Source organism: Ruegeria sp. HKCCD4315 (genome assembly GCF_013112245.1).
Taxonomy (GTDB): domain Bacteria; phylum Pseudomonadota; class Alphaproteobacteria; order Rhodobacterales; family Rhodobacteraceae; genus Ruegeria.
In genome coordinates this window covers 3,170,276-3,189,248 of record NZ_WVRN01000001.1, presented here as the reverse complement: position 1 = coordinate 3,189,248, position 18,973 = coordinate 3,170,276, and the positions used below count along the sequence as shown (strand labels likewise).

General features: G+C 59.9%; 15 protein-coding genes. 12 read left to right on the top strand and 3 right to left on the bottom strand.

Going from position 1 to position 18,973, the window contains the following annotated elements:
• Positions 1-29: 29 nt before the first annotated feature.
• From GS646_RS15825 to GS646_RS15795, 7 genes are all read left to right on the top strand, one after another.
• Positions 30-1,289 (top strand): RsmB/NOP family class I SAM-dependent RNA methyltransferase, encoded by a 1,260-nt coding sequence (locus tag GS646_RS15825; RefSeq protein ID WP_171648311.1) that lies wholly within the window; start codon positions 30-32, stop codon positions 1,287-1,289.
• 90 nt (positions 1,290-1,379) lie between these two features.
• A complete protein-coding gene (locus GS646_RS15820; protein ID WP_171648313.1) occupies positions 1,380-3,119 on the top strand; it encodes a heparinase II/III family protein in 1,740 nt (579 codons plus the stop codon).
• A 22-nt stretch (positions 3,120-3,141) separates the two neighbouring features.
• Positions 3,142-4,731, top strand: coding sequence for a bifunctional phosphoribosylaminoimidazolecarboxamide formyltransferase/IMP cyclohydrolase (gene purH, locus GS646_RS15815; protein WP_171648315.1), 1,590 nt, complete (start codon positions 3,142-3,144; stop codon positions 4,729-4,731).
• Positions 4,731-5,207, top strand: coding sequence for a signal peptidase II (lspA, locus tag GS646_RS15810; protein ID WP_171093286.1), 477 nt, complete (start codon positions 4,731-4,733; stop codon positions 5,205-5,207). The genes purH and lspA overlap by 1 nt, the downstream gene beginning before the upstream one ends.
• 50 nt (positions 5,208-5,257) lie before the next feature.
• Positions 5,258-5,773 (top strand): DUF3035 domain-containing protein, encoded by a 516-nt coding sequence (locus tag GS646_RS15805; RefSeq protein WP_171093288.1) that lies wholly within the window; start codon positions 5,258-5,260, stop codon positions 5,771-5,773.
• An 81-nt stretch (positions 5,774-5,854) separates the two neighbouring features.
• A complete protein-coding gene (locus GS646_RS15800) occupies positions 5,855-7,195 on the top strand; it encodes a pitrilysin family protein (protein WP_171184295.1) in 1,341 nt (446 codons plus the stop codon).
• On the top strand, positions 7,192-8,502 hold the full coding sequence (locus GS646_RS15795) for a pitrilysin family protein (RefSeq protein ID WP_171184293.1): 1,311 nt from the start codon (positions 7,192-7,194) through the stop codon (positions 8,500-8,502). The genes GS646_RS15800 and GS646_RS15795 overlap by 4 nt, the downstream gene beginning before the upstream one ends.
• A 21-nt stretch (positions 8,503-8,523) precedes the next feature.
• Here GS646_RS15795 and GS646_RS15790 read toward each other — a convergent pair whose 3' ends face one another.
• Genes GS646_RS15790 through deoC form a run of 3 tightly spaced genes read right to left on the bottom strand, consistent with a single transcriptional unit; the run spans position 8,524 to position 12,737 of the window.
• Complete coding sequence (locus GS646_RS15790; RefSeq protein ID WP_171648317.1) at positions 8,524-9,330, bottom strand: SDR family oxidoreductase; 807 nt, start codon at positions 9,328-9,330, stop codon at positions 8,524-8,526.
• A gap of 27 nt (positions 9,331-9,357) precedes the next feature.
• Positions 9,358-11,691 carry an aldehyde dehydrogenase family protein gene (locus GS646_RS15785; protein ID WP_171648319.1) on the bottom strand — a complete coding sequence of 778 codons (2,334 nt, stop codon included), beginning with the start codon at positions 11,689-11,691 and terminating at the stop codon, positions 9,358-9,360.
• Positions 11,692-11,738: 47 nt separating this feature from the next.
• The gene (deoC, locus tag GS646_RS15780; RefSeq protein WP_171184287.1) at positions 11,739-12,737 is read right to left on the bottom strand and encodes a deoxyribose-phosphate aldolase; all 999 of its coding nucleotides are present in this window, start codon (positions 12,735-12,737) and stop codon (positions 11,739-11,741) included.
• A 200-nt stretch (positions 12,738-12,937) separates the two neighbouring features.
• Between deoC and GS646_RS15775 the strand changes: the two genes are divergently transcribed.
• From GS646_RS15775 to mutL, 5 genes are all read left to right on the top strand, one after another.
• Positions 12,938-13,891 (top strand): metal ABC transporter solute-binding protein, Zn/Mn family, encoded by a 954-nt coding sequence (locus GS646_RS15775; protein ID WP_171184285.1) that lies wholly within the window; start codon positions 12,938-12,940, stop codon positions 13,889-13,891.
• A gap of 3 nt (positions 13,892-13,894) precedes the next feature.
• Positions 13,895-14,698 (top strand): metal ABC transporter ATP-binding protein, encoded by an 804-nt coding sequence (locus GS646_RS15770; protein ID WP_171648321.1) that lies wholly within the window; start codon positions 13,895-13,897, stop codon positions 14,696-14,698.
• A 3-nt stretch (positions 14,699-14,701) separates the two neighbouring features.
• Positions 14,702-15,907 (top strand): metal ABC transporter permease, encoded by a 1,206-nt coding sequence (locus GS646_RS15765; protein WP_171184280.1) that lies wholly within the window; start codon positions 14,702-14,704, stop codon positions 15,905-15,907.
• Positions 15,904-16,833 carry a metal ABC transporter permease gene (locus GS646_RS15760; RefSeq protein ID WP_171184278.1) on the top strand — a complete coding sequence of 310 codons (930 nt, stop codon included), beginning with the start codon at positions 15,904-15,906 and terminating at the stop codon, positions 16,831-16,833. Before GS646_RS15765 ends, GS646_RS15760 begins: the two co-directional genes overlap by 4 nt.
• A 262-nt stretch (positions 16,834-17,095) precedes the next feature.
• On the top strand, positions 17,096-18,958 hold the full coding sequence (gene mutL, locus GS646_RS15755; protein WP_171184276.1) for a DNA mismatch repair endonuclease MutL: 1,863 nt from the start codon (positions 17,096-17,098) through the stop codon (positions 18,956-18,958).
• The last annotated feature ends 15 nt before the right edge of the window (positions 18,959-18,973 follow it).

Below are 18,973 nucleotides of genomic sequence, written 5' to 3'. Positions count from 1 at the left end.
GCGGGCGCAAGTCACAGTAAGGCGGTACCATGGCAAACAGCGCAACAGCAGCACGGCGCAGCGCAATCTTTCTTCTCGATCAGGTTCTGGGTGAGGGTCGCCTGTTGTCCGAATGTCTTGCCGCAGGTGCATTGGACCGGCTGGGGCCTGAAGATCGCGCGCGTGCTCAACGGTTGGCGTTGGAGACCTTGCGCGGGCTGGAACGCGCCGACAGGTTGCTGGACAATCACTTGAACCGCACGCCTGCTCTGACAGTCCATAACGCGCTCAGGCTGGGCGCAGTCGAGCTGTGTAACGGTGAAGCGGCGCATGGTGTGGTGAATTCCATGGTCGAGATCATTAGCCGTTCGCGCAAGCATGGGCGTCTGAAGGGCCTGGTGAATGCGGTTCTGCGCAAGGTGGCCGCCGAAGGCCCTGAAGCCTGGCCCAAAATGCGTGTCCCGCGTTTGCCGGAATGGCTTCGTGATCCCTTGATCATGGCGTGGGGCGCGGGTGCCGTGGCTGGAATGGAACAGGCGCATTTCACAGGCGCACCGCTTGATCTGACTTTGAAGCCAGGGTCGAATGGTCCCGCGGGCGACGTGCTGCCGACAGGCTCAATTCGTCTGCAGGATGCCGGTCAGGTTTCGGCCCTGCCGGGATACAAAGCCGGGGACTGGTGGGTGCAGGATGCGGCGGCGGCCTTGCCGGTTCGCGTCCTGGCTCCGAAGGCAGGTGAGAACGTGCTGGATCTTTGCGCTGCTCCCGGCGGCAAAACGATGCAACTGGCTGCAGCGGGAGCGGACGTTACGGCCTTGGATGTTTCAGAAGCTCGGATGGAGCGGGTGCGCGAAAACCTTGCACGGACGGGTCTGACGGCGCAGGTCATTGTCGGCGATGCGCTGGAACATGAAGTTCAGTATGACGCGATTCTGTTGGACGCACCGTGTTCGGCAACAGGTACGATACGGCGGCACCCGGATTTGCCCTTCGCCAAAGATGGGTCTGAATTCGGCGACTTGATCGAGCTTCAGACGCAGATGCTGGCCCATGCATGGGGTTTGTTGAAGCCCGGCGGGCGCTTGATTTATTGCACCTGTTCATTGCTGCCGGACGAAGGTGAAGTGCAGATCGAAGAGGCGTTGGAGATGCATCCCGACATGAGCGTGGATCGCGACGCAGTGAACATAGCGGGTGTTGATACGGATTGGATAACAGAAGAAGGCGGCCTGCGTCTGCGGCCTGATTACTGGCCGGATCGCGGTGGCATGGACGGGTTCTACATCGCCTGTCTGACCAAATCCGCCTAAGCGGACGCTTTTCGATGACTTGACGATCGGCGCGGTCTATCGTTGGGTCTCAAGCGCCAGCAGAGCGCAAGGGGCAGAGTAACACACGTCATGTCGAACTCGGACACCATGACCAGTCGGTGGATGCGGTTTCAGAACCGTTTCTACGCGCGCCTGAGCCAGCGGCAAAGGGCGGTCACGGGGTTTGTCGCGCAACCGGATCCGCGCACTGTGGGCTCGTTTGCGCGTGGTCGGCAACTGGTTGCCGGAAACCTTTTGTTCGCCGGGTATCTGGTCGAGGCGGAAGACACCGGGTTGTGGGACGTCGCAGCCCCCAGCGCGGGCTTTGACGACGAACGCCATGGTTTTGCCTGGTTGGACGATCTGGCTGCGGTTGGAGACATGCGCGCACGTGAAAAGGCGCAGCGCTGGGTTTTTGGCTGGATCGAAGCGCATGGTCGTGGCCAAGGTCCCGGCTGGGTGCCTGATCTGACCGGTCGGCGCGTCATGCGCTGGATCAACCACGCGATTTTCCTGCTGCGCGGTGCAGATGAAAGGCAAAGCAAGCTGTTCTTCCGCTCGCTGGCGCAACAGACATGGTTTTTGTCCAAACGCTGGCAGGCGGCGACCCCCGGCTTGCCCCGGTTTGAAGCTTTGGCGGGTTTGGTTCAGGCCGGGCTGGCGTTGGAAGGGCTGGAGCAGATGGCCGATCCGGCGTTGCGGGCGCTTGCCAGCGAATGTGATCGGCAGGTGGACGCGCAGGGTGGTATCCCCACACGCAACCCAGAGGAGTTGCTGGAAGTTTTCACACTGCTCAGCTGGACGACGGCGGCGCTGAATGATCTGGGGCGCGGAGCGCCTGTAGCGCAAGTCAATGCAATCAAGCGGATCGCGCCGACCCTGCGCAGCCTGCGCCATGCGGATGGGGCGCTGGCGCGGTTCCATGGTGGTGGTCGCGGAATTGAAGGGCGGCTTGAGCAGGCCCTTGCTCAAAGTGGCGTCAAACATAAGGCGGCGACCGAATTGCCGATGGGCTATGCGCGCCTGTCTGCCGCGCGCACCACGGTAATCGTTGATTCCAGCGCGCCGCCCACTGGCGCGGCCTCGTTCAATGCACATGCCTCTACGCTGGCGTTCGAGTTGACCTCGGGGCGGCGTCCGTTGATCGTGAATTGCGGGTCGGGGGCCAGCTTCGGGTTGGAATGGCGACGCGCTGGGCGGGCAACGCCCTCGCATTCGACATTGTGCTTGGATGGGTTTTCCAGCGCCCGGTTGGCCAATCCATTGCCGGGCCGCGAAAGTCAGGCGTTGGTGGATGCGCCACAGGACGTGCCAGTTGATTTCGAGGACGCGTTTGAAGGCATCCGCTTCATGGCCGGTCATGACGGATATGCCAAAGTGTTCGGCCTGACCCATGCCCGGACTTTTGAGTTGCGCTTCGATGGCCGCGAGCTTGCGGTCGAGGATATTCTGCTGACTGCGACCGACAAGGCGAAGCGCCAGTTCGACAAGGCGATGGACGCCTCAGCGCTCAAGGGGATCGGGTACGATATCCGTTTTCATCTGCATCCTGACGTGGATGCGGCGCTGGATTTGGGCGGGGCGGCGGTGTCCATGGCGCTCAAAAGCGGTGAGATCTGGGTTTTCCGTCATGATGGCATTGGAAAATTGTCCGTCGAGCCAAGCGTTTACCTTGAAAAAGGGCGATTAAAGCCACGCGCGACAAAACAGATCGTTCTATCCGGGCGCGCAATGGAGTATGCGACGCGCATCCGGTGGACGCTAAGCAAGGCGCAGGACACAGCCTATGCCGTCCGCGATACGCACCGGGACGAGCCAGAATTCGACTGACGCCAAAAGGACCTTTGGACCCATGACCGATCTTCACCCCGTGCGCCGCGCGCTGCTTTCCGTATCCGACAAAACCGGGCTGATCGAGCTGGGCAAGGCGCTGGCCGAGCGCGGGGTAGAGCTGCTGTCGACCGGCGGCACGGCAAAGACGCTGCGCGACGCCGGGCTTGCGGTGAAGGACGTAAGCGAAGTCACCGGCTTCCCTGAGATGATGGATGGTCGGGTCAAGACTTTGCACCCGATGGTGCATGGTGGGCTGCTGGCGTTGCGCGACAACGACACTCACGTCGCTGCGATGACCGAGCACGGGATTGGTGCGATCGACCTGCTTGTTGTGAACCTTTATCCGTTTGAGGCCACCGTCGCCAAAGGCGCCGAATACGATGAGTGTGTCGAGAACATCGACATTGGTGGCCCCGCGATGATCCGCGCGGCGGCCAAGAACCATGCCTTTGTGAACGTTGTGGTTGATGTTGAGGATTACGAAAAATTGCTGGGCGACATGGATCAGCACAACGGTGCAACCTGCCCGAAATTCCGACGCAAGCTGGCGCAGAAAGCCTATGCCCGTACAGCTGCTTACGACACCGCCGTGTCCAACTGGTTGGCTGACGCGCTGGAACTTGAAGCACCTAAACGCCGTGCCTTTGCAGGCGAGTTGAAGCAGACCCTGCGCTATGGCGAGAACAGCCATCAACAGGCTGCCTTCTATACGGACGGCACCAACCGCCCGGGTGTGGCCACTGCCGTGCAGCATCAGGGCAAGGAACTCAGCTACAACAATATCAATGACACCGATGCGGCGTTTGAGCTGGTTGCTGAATTCGACCCTGCTCAGGGCGCGGCTTGTGCTATTATCAAACATGCCAACCCTTGTGGGGTGGCCAAAGGCGCGACGTTGCTTGAGGCATACAAGGCCGCGTTCGACTGCGATCGCACTTCGGCCTTTGGTGGGATCGTGGCATTGAACCGGCCGCTGGATGCGGAAACCGCGCAAGAGATCACCGGGATTTTCACCGAGGTCGTGATTGCCCCCGGAGCATCTGACGAAGCCAAGGCAATCTTTGCGGCCAAAAAGAACCTCCGCCTGCTGACGACCGAGGGTCTGCCAGACGTGACCGCCGGTGGCAAAACCGTTCGTCAGGTAGCTGGTGGCTTGCTGGTTCAGGACAAGGATAACGGGTTTGTCGGCATGGATGATCTGAAGGTCGTCACCAAGAAAGCCCCGACGGACGAACAGATGCGCGATCTGCTTTTTGCCTGGAAAGTGGCCAAACACGTCAAGTCCAACGCCATTGTCTACGTCAAAGACGGTGCAACCGTGGGCGTGGGTGCGGGTCAGATGAGCCGGGTGGATTCGGCCCTGATCGCTGCCAAGAAAGCCGAACGGATGGCGGATGTGCTGGGCCTGCCTCAGCCGCTGACCATCGGATCTGCTGTCGCCTCTGACGCTTTCTTTCCTTTCCCTGACGGTCTGATGGAAGCGGCTGAGGCCGGTGCAACCTGCGTCATCCAACCCGGTGGCTCCATGCGCGATGACGAGGTGATTGTTGCTGCGGATGAGGCCGGTCTGGCTATGGTCTTCACCGGTATGCGGCATTTCCGTCACTGATGCGGTCTGGCCTGCTTCTCTGGGCGGCGATTGCCGCCTTTGCGATCGACCAGATCAGCAAGTATCTGGTCGTTCACGTTATGCGCGTGGCCGAACAACCCGGTGGTATCGACGTTCTGCCCCCGCTGCTGGTTTTCAAATACGGTGAGAATCGCGGCATCAATTTCGGTCTGTTTCAGGGGAATTCCGACGCCGCGCGTTGGGTGCTGATCGGTATCTCGATTGCGATCTGTGTTGGCGTTCTCATCTGGCTCAGCCGTACAGCCGCATCAAAACTCATGCTCTTTTGCGCAGGTCTGTTGATAGGCGGTGCGCTTGGAAACGTGGTGGACCGGCTGTTATACGGCTATGTGCTGGATTTCCTGAACATGTCATGTTGCGGCATCAACAACCCGTTTGTGTTCAACCTTGCTGATGTGTTCATATTTGCAGGCGCTTTGGGGTTGGTTCTGTTCGACAGCAAAAAGCCCTCGTGACGCGCGGAATTATATGAGATAAAAGCGCCAGAAACAGGTTGGAGAAACCAATGCGGATGCCGCGCGCCATATTTGTTCTGACTGTTGTCGCAGCGGTTGCGGCATGTTCGAATCCCGGTCTGCGGGATCTGGCGCCTCCGGGGCAGGGTCCGGATGAGTTTTCGGTCTTGCCGGTCAAACCGCTGACGCAGCCTCAGGATTATGCGTTTTTGCCTGCACCCACACCGGGCGGTGGCAACCTGACAGATCCGAACCCCAATGCCGAGGCCGTTGCCGCACTAGGTGGAAACCCTGCCGCGTTGAACCCAAATGCGGCGGTACCGTCGTCCGACGCAGCACTGGTCACAGCCTCCAGCCGGTATGGCGTCGCGCCTGATGCCCGCCAGGTTGTCGAAGCCGAAGATGCCGCGTTCCGCAAGCGCCGTGGTCGTTGGACCGGATTGCGCCTGTTCCCGGTGGATCGCTACGGTCAGGTCTATGAACGGCAATCGATCAATCCGTACGCGGAAACCGATGCAGCCCGTAGTGCCGGTATTGAAACGCCGTCCTCTCCTCCGAATGAATAATTCTTAACTTTCCGTCATCGGGCTTGAACCCGGGCCGCACCACCGTAGTTTCAATACCAGAAACGAAACGGAGGATGCCCCATGGTTCGGGCCCTAGCCCTGTCGGCTGCCCTTATCGCTGCCACCCCGGTCTTGGCCGAGGGCGGAAAAGAAGCGGTTACCACATTCACTTTGGACAACGGCATGGATGTCGTCGTCGTCGAAGACCACCGTGCACCAGTTGTGCAACACATGGTCTGGTATCGCGCCGGATCTGCGGATGAACCGGTGGGGACATCCGGGATTGCGCACTTCCTGGAACACCTGCTGTTCAAGGGCACCGATACGCTTGCTCCGGGCGAGTTTTCGGCCACAGTTGCGGCCAATGGTGGCAATGACAATGCGTTCACCTCATACGACTACACCGCGTATTTCCAGCGCGTCGCGACTGATCGGCTTGAGTTGATGATGCAAATGGAATCCGATCGGATGCGGAACCTTCGCCTGAGCGAAGAGGATATCCTGACCGAGCGTGATGTGATCCTTGAAGAGCGTAACCAAAGGACCGAGAACAACCCGCGCTCTTTGTTTGGGGAACAGATGAACGCTGCGCAATACCTCAACCACAGCTACGGCGTGCCGATCATTGGCTGGAAGCACGAGATGGAAGAGCTGGACATGGAAGATGCATTGTCATTCTACCAAACTCATTACGCGCCCAACAACGCCATCCTGGTGGTCACAGGCGATGTCGAACCTGATGAGGTCCGCGCGCTTGCCGAACAGTATTACGGTGTGATCCCGGCCAACCCGGACTTGCCCGAGCGGATGCGGGCGCAAGAACCACCTCAAACGGCCGAACGGCGACTGACTTACAAAGATCCGCGTGTAGCGCAGCCCTATGTGCAGCGCAGTTATCTGGCCCCCGAACGCGATCCGGGTGAACAGGAGAAGGCGGCGGCCCTGTTCCTGTTGGCCGAACTTCTGGGTGGCAGCACCACGTCTTATCTGAACGAAAAACTCCAGTTCGATCAGCAAAAGGCCGTCTATGCAGGCGCATTCTACCGCGGTGTCTCGCTGGATGACACGACCTTCGATTTGCTGGTTGTTCCGGCGCAGGGTGTGTCACTGCAAGAGGCCGAAGATGCCATGGATCAGGCGGTCGCTGATTTTATCGCTGAAGGTGTGAAAGAAGACGATCTGAACCGCATCAAGATGCAACTGCGCGCGTCCCAGATTTATGCCCGCGACAATGTTGATGGGATCGGCAACCGGTATGGCCGCGCCCTGACCAGCGGTTTGACGGTCGAGGATGTGCAGGCTTGGCCCGACATTCTTCAGGCCGTGACCGGAGAAGAGATCATCGCCGCTGCCCGCGAAGTCCTGCAACCAGAAACATCTGTCACGGGATGGCTGATGCGTGATGATGAGGTGACGCAATGAAACGGTTTCTTGCAACTCTGATCGCCTGCGTGGTTGCTCTGCCGGCCCTGGCTGAGATCGAGATCAAAGAGGTGACTTCACCTGGCGGGATCAAGGCCTGGTTGGTCGAAGACCACGCGATCCCCTTCACTGCGTTGGAATTGCGGTTCCGTGGCGGGACGTCGCTGGACGATCCGGACAAGCGCGGTGCTGTGAATTTGATGAGCGGCCTGATCGAAGAAGGCGCGGGCGAAATGGACGCCCAGACCTATGCCCGCGAACTGGAAGCTCTGGCCGCGTCTTTCTCGTATGATGCGGGTGATGATACTGTGTCAATCTCGGCGCGATTTCTGACCGAAAACCGGGATGAGGTGGTCGACCTTTTGCACACCACGTTGCACGAACCGCGTTTCGATCAGGATGCGATTGAGCGCGTGCGCGCGCAAATCCTTTCTGGATTGCGCTCGGATCAGACCGACCCGAATGAGATTGCTGGCCTGAACTTTGCTCAGATGGCCTATGGCGACCATCCTTATGGGTCTGAAGGGAAGGGCACGATCGAAAGCGTCTCGGCCCTGACGCGGGATGACGTGGTGGCCGCGTATGACAGCGTCTTTGCCAGGGACCGCCTGTATGTCGGGGCGGTGGGCGACATTACGGCGGAAGAACTGGGCACGTTGCTGGACAAATTACTCGCCGATTTACCGGAATCTGGGAAACCCATTCCTGACAAAGCCGATGTGTCCATTCCGGGTGGCGTCAGCGTCGTCGAGTTCGACACGCCGCAATCCGTGGCCCTGTTTGGTCATGCCGGGATTGATCGGGATGACCCGGATTTCTTCGCTGCGTTTGTCTTGAATCACATTCTTGGCGGGGGCGGGTTTGAAAGCCGTCTGATGCAGGAGGTGCGTGAAAAACGTGGTCTGACATATGGGATCGGAACCTATCTGGTGCCCAAGGATCTGGCATCTGTCTATCTTGGGTCAGTTTCGTCGGCCAATGACCGCATTGCCGAGGCGGTTGAGGTGATCCGTGACGAATGGGCCAGGGCCGCGACCGAAGGCGTAACCCAGAAAGAGCTGGATGATGCCAAGACTTATCTGACTGGTGCATATCCGCTTCGGTTTGATGGCAACGGGCGGATTGCCGGGATCATGGTCGGGATGCAGATGGAAGACCTGCCAATCGACTATATCGCAACCCGCAACGACAAGGTGAATGCCGTAACGCTGGAAGACGTGAACCGCGTTGCGTCCGAATTGCTGGACCCGGACGGGCTGCATTTTACCATCGTCGGAAAACCTGTCGGTCTTGAAACCACGAACTGAGCATGAGGGGGTGAGCGTGTCTCACCCCCTCATGCTGCGCAGCATCTCACCCATCATCTGTCCAAACTTGCCCGAACCGCGTTGATACAACGCGCCATCCACGGCCAGAACCGTGCCGCTGATATAGCTGGCCAGATCCGAGCAGAGGAACAGGCAGGCATTGGCCACGTCCTGAGGTTGACCCCAGCGGCCCAACGGTACATCGCGGCGCAGCGCTTCACCGGCGTCCGGGGTGGGGGCCAGACGTTTTGCGCCTTCGGTGCCTTCGATGAATCCCGGCACGACCGAGTTCACGCGAATCCCTTCAACACCCCATTCCATCGACAGCGTCCGGGTAATCTGATCGACACCTGCCTTCGCGGCACAGACATGGGCTTGGCCTTCATAAGGCAGGTAAGATTGCGGGGCCGAGATGTTGATGATGCTGGCACCGGGGCGTTTCAGGTAAGGGTAGGCCCCTTTCATCACGTGGATCGTGCCCATCAGGTCAATGTCGATCACCGTTTTGAACGCGTTGACTGACATCTCGGATGCCAGCGCCGGGAAGTTCCCCGCAGCGCCGGACACCAGCACGTCGAAATCGCCATAGGCGTTGTGAAACTGTTTCAGACCAGCGGCGACAGCATTCGGATCACGCACGTCAAAGGCCGCCCCGATGGCGTCCTGTGCGCCTGCGGCTTTCAGCGCGGCCACAGTGTCGTCCACCTTTTCCCGTGACCGGCTGGCGACGGCCAGTTTGGCACCCGAGGCCGCAAAGGCCTCGGCAATGCCTCGATTGATACCGCTGGTTCCGCCAACGACGATGACGGTTTTTCCTGCAAAGTCCATATGGGCCTCCCGTGATGCGCGGGGGCCCTACTCGCCGTAGGGCACCCAGATGTTTTTCACCTCGGTCGCAGCCTGAAGGAAGCGGCGGGAATGATCCATGCTCCAGTCAAATGCCGTTGCGTTATTGACCCAGGTCCGTTTCAGGTTCCCGGCCGAGACCGCTTCGACCTCTTTCGAAAGGTCAGTGGACGAGAAGGACCAGACCGCGTCCACGTTCAGATGCGAGGCCAGAGGTTTCGCCAGTTCCGCGTGGCTGCCGGTCAGTATGTTGACCACGCCTGCGGGGACGTCCGAGGTCTCAAGAATCTGGTAGAAATCGGTTGCTGCCAGCGGGTAGGGCTCGGATGCCGCCAGAACCACCCGGTTACCCATCGCAATCGCAGGCGCCATCGCCGAGACCAGACCCAGCAGAGGCGCTTCATCGGCACAAAGCGCGCCGATAACACCCACAGGTTCCTTCATGGCAATGGCCACACCCCGGATCGGGACGCCATGTACCTGACCGTCATATTTGTCGGCCCAGGCAGCTGCGTTGAACAAGCGTTGGATCGAGGTTTCGACCTCTTTCGCGCCATCCTTCTTGCCGGTCATGGTGTCGATGCGCGCGGCGAATTCACTCGCACGGGCCGAGAGGTTCTCGCCGATGTAATACAGAATCTGTGCCCGCAGATGGCCGGTGGTCTTGGACCAGCCTTTCGCACCTGCCGCGGCCTCGACCGCGTTGCGCACGTCTTTGCGATTGGCCAGACCCACGTGGCCAAGCAGACCGGACTTGCCCCAAACGGGTTTAGAATAGCCACCGTCGGGCCGCGCCTGCTTGCCACCGACATACATCTTGGCAGTTCGGTCAATCGGATCGACCGGAGCCCCTTCGCCGATTGTAGCTTCGACCTTTGCCAGAGGTTTGGCCTTGCCTTTGGACTTGGTGTAAGCCGTCAGACCTTCCCAGCCGCCTTCGCGGCCAAAGCCACTTTCGCGCACGCCGCCAAAGCCTGCGGCGGCGTCGAACAGGTTGGTGGCATTCACCCAAACCACACCTGCAACCAACTTGGGCGCGATATCCAGCGCAAGGTTCACATTCTCAGTCCAGACTGTCGCGGCCAGCCCGTAACGGGTGTTGTTGGCCAGTTCGACCGCTTCAGCCGGGGTGCGGAAGGTCGAGGAGACCAGCACCGGGCCGAAGATTTCCTCTTGCATCAGCGGGTCGGATGTCTCGAGCCCCGAGATCAGCGTTGGCGGGTAGTAGCAGCCATTTGCGGGCAGTTCACAGGCGGCCTGATGCACGTGACCCGCCGTATTGCTTTCGACCATGCCCTTGATGGTCTGCAACTGAACCGGATCCACAACCGCGCCCACGTCGATGCATTTGTCCAGAGGATTACCCACCCGCAAACCATCCATCCGCGCGCGCAGCTTCTCGTGGAACCGATCTGTAATGCCTTCCTGCACCAGCAGGCGAGACCCCGCGCAGCAGACCTGACCCTGATTGAACCAGATCGCATCGACCAGACCCTCGATGGCACTGTCAATATCGGCATCGTCGAACACGATGTAAGCGGACTTGCCGCCCAGTTCCAACGTCAGTTCCTTGCCTGAGCCAGCCGTTGCTTCGCGAATACGCCGACCCACGACGGTCGAGCCGGTAAAGGCGATCTTGTCCACGTCGGCGTTCACGATCATCTCGCCCACCGCGCCGTCGCCGGTCACGATGTTGACGACACCCTTCGGCAGCCCGGCTTGCGAGCAGATATCTGCAAACAACAACGCAGTCAGCGAGGTGTACTCGGCCGGTTTCAGAACCACCGTATTCCCCATCGCCAGCGCAGGTGCGATTTTCCAGGCCAGCATCAACAGTGGGAAATTCCACGGGATGATCTGACCACAAACGCCCAAAGCCTGCGCATCGGGCAACTCGGCCTCCATCAACTGCGCCATGCCTGCGTGGTAGTAGAAATGCCGCTGCGCCAGAGGGATGTCGATGTCCCGCGATTCACGTATCGGTTTGCCGTTGTCCATGCTTTCCAGCACCGCAAACAGGCGTGCGTGTTTCTGCAAAAGCCGTGCAATGGCATAGAGATACCGCGCACGACCCGCACCGCCTAGCTTCTCCCATTTCGGTTGCGCTTTGCGGGCAGCGGCCACGGCGGCGTCCACATCGGCCTGTTTCGCCTGCGTCAGTTTAGCCAGCACCTCTCCGGTCGCCGGGTTGCGGCTTTCAAACCCTTTGCCGGGTTTGGTAAAGCCGCCATCGATATAGTGACCGAACTTGTCGCCCTGATCGACCAGCCAGGCCAGCGCCTCGGCAGCGCTTTCTGGGGCGGGGCCATAGTCCATGGTCTCGAAGATTTCTTTGACTGTCATAACTTCATCTTTTCCCAAATACTCACTGTCCAGACATTTCAGCAGGCTCAGCCCATCGAATGTCTGTATCCAGCCGAGTAAGCCCCAGTCACATAGTGTTCCAACTGCCGCTCGATGTCGCCCAGCAGAGAAGAGGCACCGAAGCGGAACAGGTCGGGTTCCAGCCAGCGATCGCCCAACTCATCCTTGATCAGCGACAAGTACACCAGCGCGTCCTTGGCTTTTGAAATACCACCGGCGGGCTTGTACCCAACGCGATACCCGGTGCGATCATAGAAATCCCGAATGGCGCGGATCATGACCAGCGAAACGGGTAGGGTTGCGTTGACGCTTTCCTTGCCGGTTGAAGTCTTGATGAAATCCGCGCCAGCCATCATGCAGACCAGCGAGGCGCGGGCGACGTTACGCAAGCTGCCCAGCTCTCCGGTTGCCAGAATGGCTTTGACATGGGCATCGCCGCAGGCCACGCGGAAGGCTTTCATCTCATCATACAACGCCTGCCAGTCCCCTGACAGCACATGACGGCGCGAAATGACGATGTCGATCTCTTCGGCACCGGCTTTCACGCTTTCCTCAATCTCGGCCACGCGCAGGTGGAACGGCGACAGGCCGGCCGGGAAGCCAGTGGATACCGCAGCGACCGGAATGCCGGTGCCTTTCAGGGCATCCACCGCGGTTTCTATCATGTCGTGATAGACGCAGACGGCACCCGTGGTAATCTGCGGCATATCCAGCGCCTGCAAGACGGAACTCGCAACCGGCTGCCGCGCCTTCGCGCAAAGGCGGCGCACGCGGCCTACTGTGTCATCGCCTGACAGCGTGGTCAGGTCGATCATCGTAACCGCCTTCAGCAGCCACGCCGCCTGATAGTCCTTTTTGACCGACCGCCGACCGGGAAGGGTCGCAGCCCGGCGCTCAATGGCCGAGGTATTGGCTTGAACGGCGCGGACCCAGTCAAGATCAAGATCCACTCCCGGATTTCGGGGTTCGGTTACTTGCGGCAGATGCGCGGTGCGCACGGGGCTTTCTGAGCTCTGCGTATCCATAGTCACGTCCTTTGGGAGGTTTGCGACAAATTCGCACGGCAGACCGGGGAATGGAAGGTGTTGGATGTATTTGAATGGCAATTTTTTGACCATTTGGACAAAAAGAGCGTGCTTTCTTGCGAATAATTCGCATTAGCGTTGACTTAGTTGCGAATGGTTCTCATATTCAGTCTCAACTGGACGCAAAACTGAGGTCGAAGATGATTCGTCGGAGTTTTCTTGCAGCGTTGGCGTTGGCCCTTTCGATGCCAATCGCCGCTTGGGCTGAAGCGCCACTCAAAGTGGTCGCGACAACAGGCATGATCGCGGATGCAGCGCGCCAGGTGGGCGGTGATCAGGTTGAGGTCACAGGTCTGATGGGGCCGGGCGTTGACCCTCATGCCTATCGACAGACCCGCAGCGACATCGTTGCCATGACCCGCGCTGACCTGATCCTTTGGCACGGTTTGTATCTGGAAGCACAGATGGAAGATTTCTTCCACGATCTCGAACGCAAACGCGCTGTGGTCGCAGTGGCCGAAGGGGTCGATAAATCCAAACTGCGTGCCCATGACGATTACGCAGATAAATACGACCCGCATTTGTGGATGTCGCCCGTGCTTTGGCGCGAAGTTGTGCTAGAGGTTCAGGATGCCTTGACCGACGTTCGTCCCGAAGCGGCAGGCGTGTTTGCAGCCAATGCACAGGCCCATCTGGCCGATATTGACCGTTTGGCGGCTTATGCCGAGGATGTCCTGTCTTCGGTGCCCGAGAACAGCAGAGTACTGCTTACCGCCCACGACGCATTTGGCTATTTCGGTCAGAGCTACGGGTTCGAGGTTCTGGGCATTCAGGGCATCTCGACCCAGTCCGAGGCGGGTTTGAACCGGATCAGCGAATTGGTTGACCTGCTGGTTGACCGCCAAATCACGGCTGTCTTTGTCGAAAGCTCGGTCTCGGATCGCTCAATTCGCGCATTGATCGAAGGGGCAGCGGCCAAGGGGCACAAAGTGACCATCGGTGGTGAGCTTTTTTCGGATGCGATGGGCGCAGAAGGCACCTATGAGGGTACCTATATCGGGATGCTGGATCACAACATCACAGTTATTGGCGGTGCGTTGAACGGCGACGCCCCCGGTCGAGGCATGGACGGCAAACTGTCTGCGGGGTTTTGAATAATGCTGGGTCTGGTCAGCAATGACGGTGTGACGCTTGAGGATCGCGGGCTGGGCGACAGCCCGCTTGCGGTGCGAGGCCTGACCGTTTCCTACGGACAAAAGCCTGCTGTGTTTTCGGTTGATATGACCGTCCAGCCCGGTGCCATGACTGCCATCATTGGCCCAAACGGTGCGGGCAAGTCCACGCTTCTCAAGGCGGCGCTGGGAATCGTCACCCCCTTATCCGGTCAGGTGACGGTATTTGGACGGCCGCTGGAGGCGCAGCGCGCGCGTATTGCCTATGTTCCGCAACGGGCCAGCGTGGATTGGGATTTCCCAACGCGCGTGATTGATGTTGTGCTGATGGGTCTGTCGCGCGAGCTTGGGCTTCTGGGGCGCGTACGTGCCCGCCACAAGGCATGTGCGATGGACTGTTTGAACCGTGTCGGGATGCGGGACTTCGCGGACCGTCAGATCGGCCAGTTGTCCGGCGGCCAGCAGCAGCGCGTGTTTCTGGCTCGTGCTTTGGCGCAAGGCGCGGATCTGTACTTGCTGGATGAACCTTTCGCCGGGGTGGATGCCGCCACCGAGAAGGCCATCATCGCGGTGCTGAAATCTCTGAAAGAAGCCGGCAAGACGGTTGTGGTGGTGCATCACGATCTGGCGACCGTGACCGACTACTTCGACCACGTTTTCCTGATCAATACCCGCAAAGTGGCCGAAGGGCCGGTGTCCGAGGCGTTCACTGCGGAAACGTTGCAAGCGGCCTATGGCGGGCGTTTGGCAACTGCGCAGATCGATCAGATATCGCGCGCGCTGGGATAACACATGATTTGGGACGCTCTGACCCTGCAGCTTGGCTATAACGCCACGCTGGTCGCAGTTGGTGCGACGTTGCTGGGTGTATCGGCCGGTGTGACAGGGACATTCCTGTTCCTACGCAAACGTGCGCTGGTCAGCGATGCCATCAGTCATGCAACTCTGCCGGGCGTCTGTCTGGCCTTTATGGTCTTGGTCGCGCTGGGCGGGGATGGGCGCAATCTGCTGGGCTTGCTGGCAGGGTCTGCAATTTCAGCGTGGGTTGGGCTTCTTTGCATGAACTGGTTGACACGGCGCACCCGACTTGCCGAAGACGCAGCAATCGGTGCAGTTCTGTCTGTCTTTTTTGGCTTTGGGATCGTTCTACTGACGATCATTCAAACCATGGGCGTCGGGCGTCAGGCAGGTTTGGAGGGTTTCCTGTTAGGCTCGACCGCCGGAATGCTGTGGGCAGATGCCATGATCATCGCCATCGGTGGTGCGGCGACGCTGCTTCTGGTTCTGATCCTGCGTCGCCCCATGACCCTTGTCGCCTTTGACCCGGAATATGCTGCCACCCGTGGCTTGCCGATCCATCGCATCGATCTTGCGATGATGGGGCTGGTCATGGCGGTCACTGTGGTCGGCCTGAAAATTGTGGGCTTGATCCTGATTGTGGCGCTTCTGATCATTCCGGCAGTCACAGCGCGGTTCTGGTCCGAGCGTTCCGAGCACGTCGTCCTGCTTGCGGGGCTTGCCGGAGGTCTGGCCGGGTACATCGGTGCTGCCGTTTCCGCTTCTGCCCCCAACTTGCCGACTGGACCGATCATCGTGCTGGTCAGCTTTGCATTCTTCGTCCTGTCCTTGTTCTGCGCCCCAAAGCGCGGGGTTCTGGCGGCGGTGTTGCGGCATCTGCGCTTCCAGCGCCGGGTGCATATCCGCCAGGGTCTGTTGGCGCTGGCGCAGGGGCAGAAGATTTATGAACCGCTTACACTGCGCCTGCTGCGTCGTGCGGGTCTGGTCCGGCCAGACGGGGTCGCCACGGACACTGGCAAGGCGCGGGCGGCCAAGGCGCTGCGCGATGAAAAACGCTGGGAAATCGTCCGCGCGGATCAGGCGCATGAGGCGACAGCTGCGCTCTATGACGGGCTGCGGGACATCGAGACCGTTCTGACCCGTGATCAGATCGCTGAAATCGACCGTCAAATCGGTGGGCCGCAAGGAGTGCCGGCATGAGTGGTGAGGAGTTCGTCCCACTGTCGCTGACGCCACTGCTGATTGGCACATTTGCGGCCATCGCCTGCGCCTTGCCCGGCAACTTTCTGGTGCTGCGCAAACAAGCGCTGATTGGCGACGCGATCAGCCATGTGGTGCTGCCGGGTATCGTGGTGGCGTTCCTGTTGACCGGGGCGATATCGACCTGGCCAATGATGCTGGGCGCTGCAGGGGCGGCGATTGTGGCTGTGGTTCTGATCGAAGCCATTCGCCGACTGGGTCAGATCGAACCCGGTGCTGCCATGGGTGTTGTCTTTACCACAATGTTTGCGGCGGGTGTTTTGCTGCTTGAGCAAACAGATACCTCGACTGTGCATCTGGACGTTGAACATGCGCTTTACGGCAATCTGGAAAGCCTGATCTGGCTGGACGCAACAGGTTGGGGATCGTTGCTGGATGTCGACGCTCTTGCGGGTCTGCCACCTGAACTGCCTCGGATTGCTTTAACTCTGGTGGGCGTGTCTGTGTTCACCTGGCTGTTCTGGCGACCGCTAAAGATTTCCACCTTCGATGAAGGATTTGCGCGCACGATCGGCATTCGCACGGGTGCTCTGAGCATGGCATTGGTGATAACAGCGGCCATCGCGGCGGTGGCGGCATTTGACGCGGTGGGCTCGATCATCGTGATCGCCATGTTCATCTGCCCTCCGGCGGCGGCGCGGATGCTAACTAACCGGCTCGAGGCGCAGATTGTATGGAGCATAGTGTTCGCCACGGCCTCGGCAGTGTCGGGCTATGTATTGGCTGGGTACGGCCCCTTGTGGTTGGGCGGGTCGGATGCAGTCAGCGCGGCTGGCATGATTGCCACGATGTCTGGTCTGATACTTGCCGCAGCCGCCATGTTCGGACCGTGCCGCACGCGTATCGGGGCGCACACTTCTGCGTGATCGGGCATGTTCCCGCCGCACCTGTCCGCACGTCATCGGCCAATCTCTGCCCAGATGCCCAAATGATGAATCTTAAGCAGCATTTAATACCGGCACATGTTACACGCCGTCCATTCATTAGCTGAATCACACCACTCACTTGGTACGTCCGGGTGGACCTGAGCGCTAAGCCGTTCACGGCCATCCGGACACCCCCTCTCTGATCAAAAGACCTGCGTAAACCAGTGGCAGAATCGCGCAAGGCTGTGCTAGGTCTAGGGGTATGGCGCAGGCAAACCCCAATATCAGCGAAAATCGCCCGGTAATTCGGCAACTGGATGACGCTGCAATCAACAGGATTGCAGCCGGTGAGGTGGTGGAACGTCCGGCCTCTGCCGTGAAGGAACTGGTCGAGAACGCAATCGATGCAGGAGCCACGCGGATCGCCATCGATATTGCGGATGGGGGCAAGACTCTGATCCGCGTCACAGATGACGGCTGCGGTATTTCGGCAGATGATCTGCCGCTGGCGTTGTCCCGCCATGCCACGTCAAAGATTGACGGATCGGACCTGCTGAACATCCATACCTTTGGGTTTCGCGGAGAGGCGCTGCCTTCTTTGGGTGCGGTCGGGCGTCTGACCATCTCCAGCCGCGTACCGGGTGCCGAGGCGGCGCAGATCCACGTTGCGGGCGGCAAGATGGGCGCGGTCAAACCCGCCGCCCTGCGCGCGGGCACAGTCGTCGAACTGCGCGATCTGTTCTTTGCCACGCCCGCCCGGCTGAAGTTTATGCGCACCGACCGGGCCGAGACGCAAGCCATCACCGATACGGTGAAACGGCTGGCCATGGCCGAGCCATCCGTAACCTTCACGCTGCGCGATGTGTCCGGTGGCGGTGAAGGTCGTGTGACCTTCCGCGCGGATCGCGAGAACGGAGATCTCTTCGATGCGCTCCACGCCCGCCTGGCCCGCGTGATCGGGCGCGAGTTTGCCGAGAATGCGCTGCAAATCGACGCCACGCGCGAAGGCATCCGGCTTTATGGCTATGCTGCCTTGCCGACCTATTCGCGCGGTGCTGCGGTGGCGCAGTATCTTTTTGTTAATGGCCGCCCTGTGCGTGACAAGATGCTGACTGGCGCTTTGCGGGCCGCCTATTTCGATTTCCTTAGCCGGGATCGGCATCCGGCGGCGGCTTTGTTCATCGACTGTGACCCGACGCTGGTGGATGTGAACGTTCATCCCGCCAAATCCGAGGTACGGTTCCGCGACCCCGGCGTTGCGCGCGGTCTGATTGTGTCCAGCCTGCGCCATGCTCTGGCCGAGGCCGGGCATCGGGCATCCTCAACCGTGGCCAATGCGACCCTGGGGGCGATGCGGCCCGAACCTGCGCAATCTGCCCCGGCCCGTGTGTATCAGATGGATCGACCTTCGCCAGCAGCGCGGCAGGCGGCGTATCGGGCGCAATCTCCGGGCTTTGCTGAACTGGCTCAGGATTACAGCGGCAGCATTGTCGAGCCCACCCCGGTTTCGCCGATTGCCGAGACAGAAGAACCTCAACCGCAGGACCTGCCATTGGGGGCTGCGCGGGGGCAGGTGCACGAGAATTACATTATCGCGCAAACCGCTGACGGTATGGTGATCGTGGATCAACACGCCGCACATGAACGGCTGGTTTATGAAAAGCTCAAAAACCAGATGGCGGAAAACGGCGTTGCGGCGCAGGCGCTTCTGATCCCGGAAATCGTGGAGCTGTCTGAAGGCGATTGTGCGCGTCTGATGGCCGTAGCTGATAACCTGACGCGCTTTGGTCTGACCATCGAACCCTTCGGCGGCGGGGCCATCGCTGTGCGTGAAACTCCTGCCATTTTGGGCGAGGTCGATGCCCGCGCGATGATCCTGGATATCCTTGATGAGTTGGCTGATCAGGGCGAAAGCCAGATGGTTCAGGCAAAGATCGAGGCAATCCTCAGCCGGGTGGCCTGCCACGGCTCTGTCCGCTCGGGTCGCCGGATGCGCGCCGAAGAGATGAACGCCCTGCTGCGCGAGATGGAGGCAACGCCGCATTCCGGTCAGTGCAACCATGGGCGGCCGACTTACGTGGAATTGAAGCTCAGCGATATCGAGCGGTTGTTCGGGCGCAGTTGATCCGTCGTTCAGAAC

What these genes read in the sequence shown, in the direction of transcription:
- GS646_RS15820 (WP_171648313.1), top strand. Translation starts at nt 1,380, where the DNA reads ATGTCGAACTCGGACACCATGACCAGTCGGTGGATGCGGTTTCAGAAC.
- GS646_RS15800 (WP_171184295.1), top strand. Translation starts at nt 5,855, where the DNA reads ATGGTTCGGGCCCTAGCCCTGTCGGCTGCCCTTATCGCTGCCACCCCG.
- GS646_RS15765 (WP_171184280.1), top strand. Translation starts at nt 14,702, where the DNA reads ATGATTTGGGACGCTCTGACCCTGCAGCTTGGCTATAACGCCACGCTG.
- deoC (WP_171184287.1), bottom strand. Translation starts at nt 12,737, where the DNA reads ATGGATACGCAGAGCTCAGAAAGCCCCGTGCGCACCGCGCATCTGCCG.
- GS646_RS15770 (WP_171648321.1), top strand. Translation starts at nt 13,895, where the DNA reads ATGCTGGGTCTGGTCAGCAATGACGGTGTGACGCTTGAGGATCGCGGG.
- GS646_RS15795 (WP_171184293.1), top strand. Translation starts at nt 7,192, where the DNA reads ATGAAACGGTTTCTTGCAACTCTGATCGCCTGCGTGGTTGCTCTGCCG.
- GS646_RS15760 (WP_171184278.1), top strand. Translation starts at nt 15,904, where the DNA reads ATGAGTGGTGAGGAGTTCGTCCCACTGTCGCTGACGCCACTGCTGATT.
- GS646_RS15825 (WP_171648311.1), top strand. Translation starts at nt 30, where the DNA reads ATGGCAAACAGCGCAACAGCAGCACGGCGCAGCGCAATCTTTCTTCTC.
- purH (WP_171648315.1), top strand. Translation starts at nt 3,142, where the DNA reads ATGACCGATCTTCACCCCGTGCGCCGCGCGCTGCTTTCCGTATCCGAC.
- GS646_RS15775 (WP_171184285.1), top strand. Translation starts at nt 12,938, where the DNA reads ATGATTCGTCGGAGTTTTCTTGCAGCGTTGGCGTTGGCCCTTTCGATG.
- GS646_RS15790 (WP_171648317.1), bottom strand. Translation starts at nt 9,330, where the DNA reads ATGGACTTTGCAGGAAAAACCGTCATCGTCGTTGGCGGAACCAGCGGT.
- mutL (WP_171184276.1), top strand. Translation starts at nt 17,096, where the DNA reads ATGGCGCAGGCAAACCCCAATATCAGCGAAAATCGCCCGGTAATTCGG.
- GS646_RS15785 (WP_171648319.1), bottom strand. Translation starts at nt 11,691, where the DNA reads ATGACAGTCAAAGAAATCTTCGAGACCATGGACTATGGCCCCGCCCCA.
- GS646_RS15805 (WP_171093288.1), top strand. Translation starts at nt 5,258, where the DNA reads ATGCGGATGCCGCGCGCCATATTTGTTCTGACTGTTGTCGCAGCGGTT.
- lspA (WP_171093286.1), top strand. Translation starts at nt 4,731, where the DNA reads ATGCGGTCTGGCCTGCTTCTCTGGGCGGCGATTGCCGCCTTTGCGATC.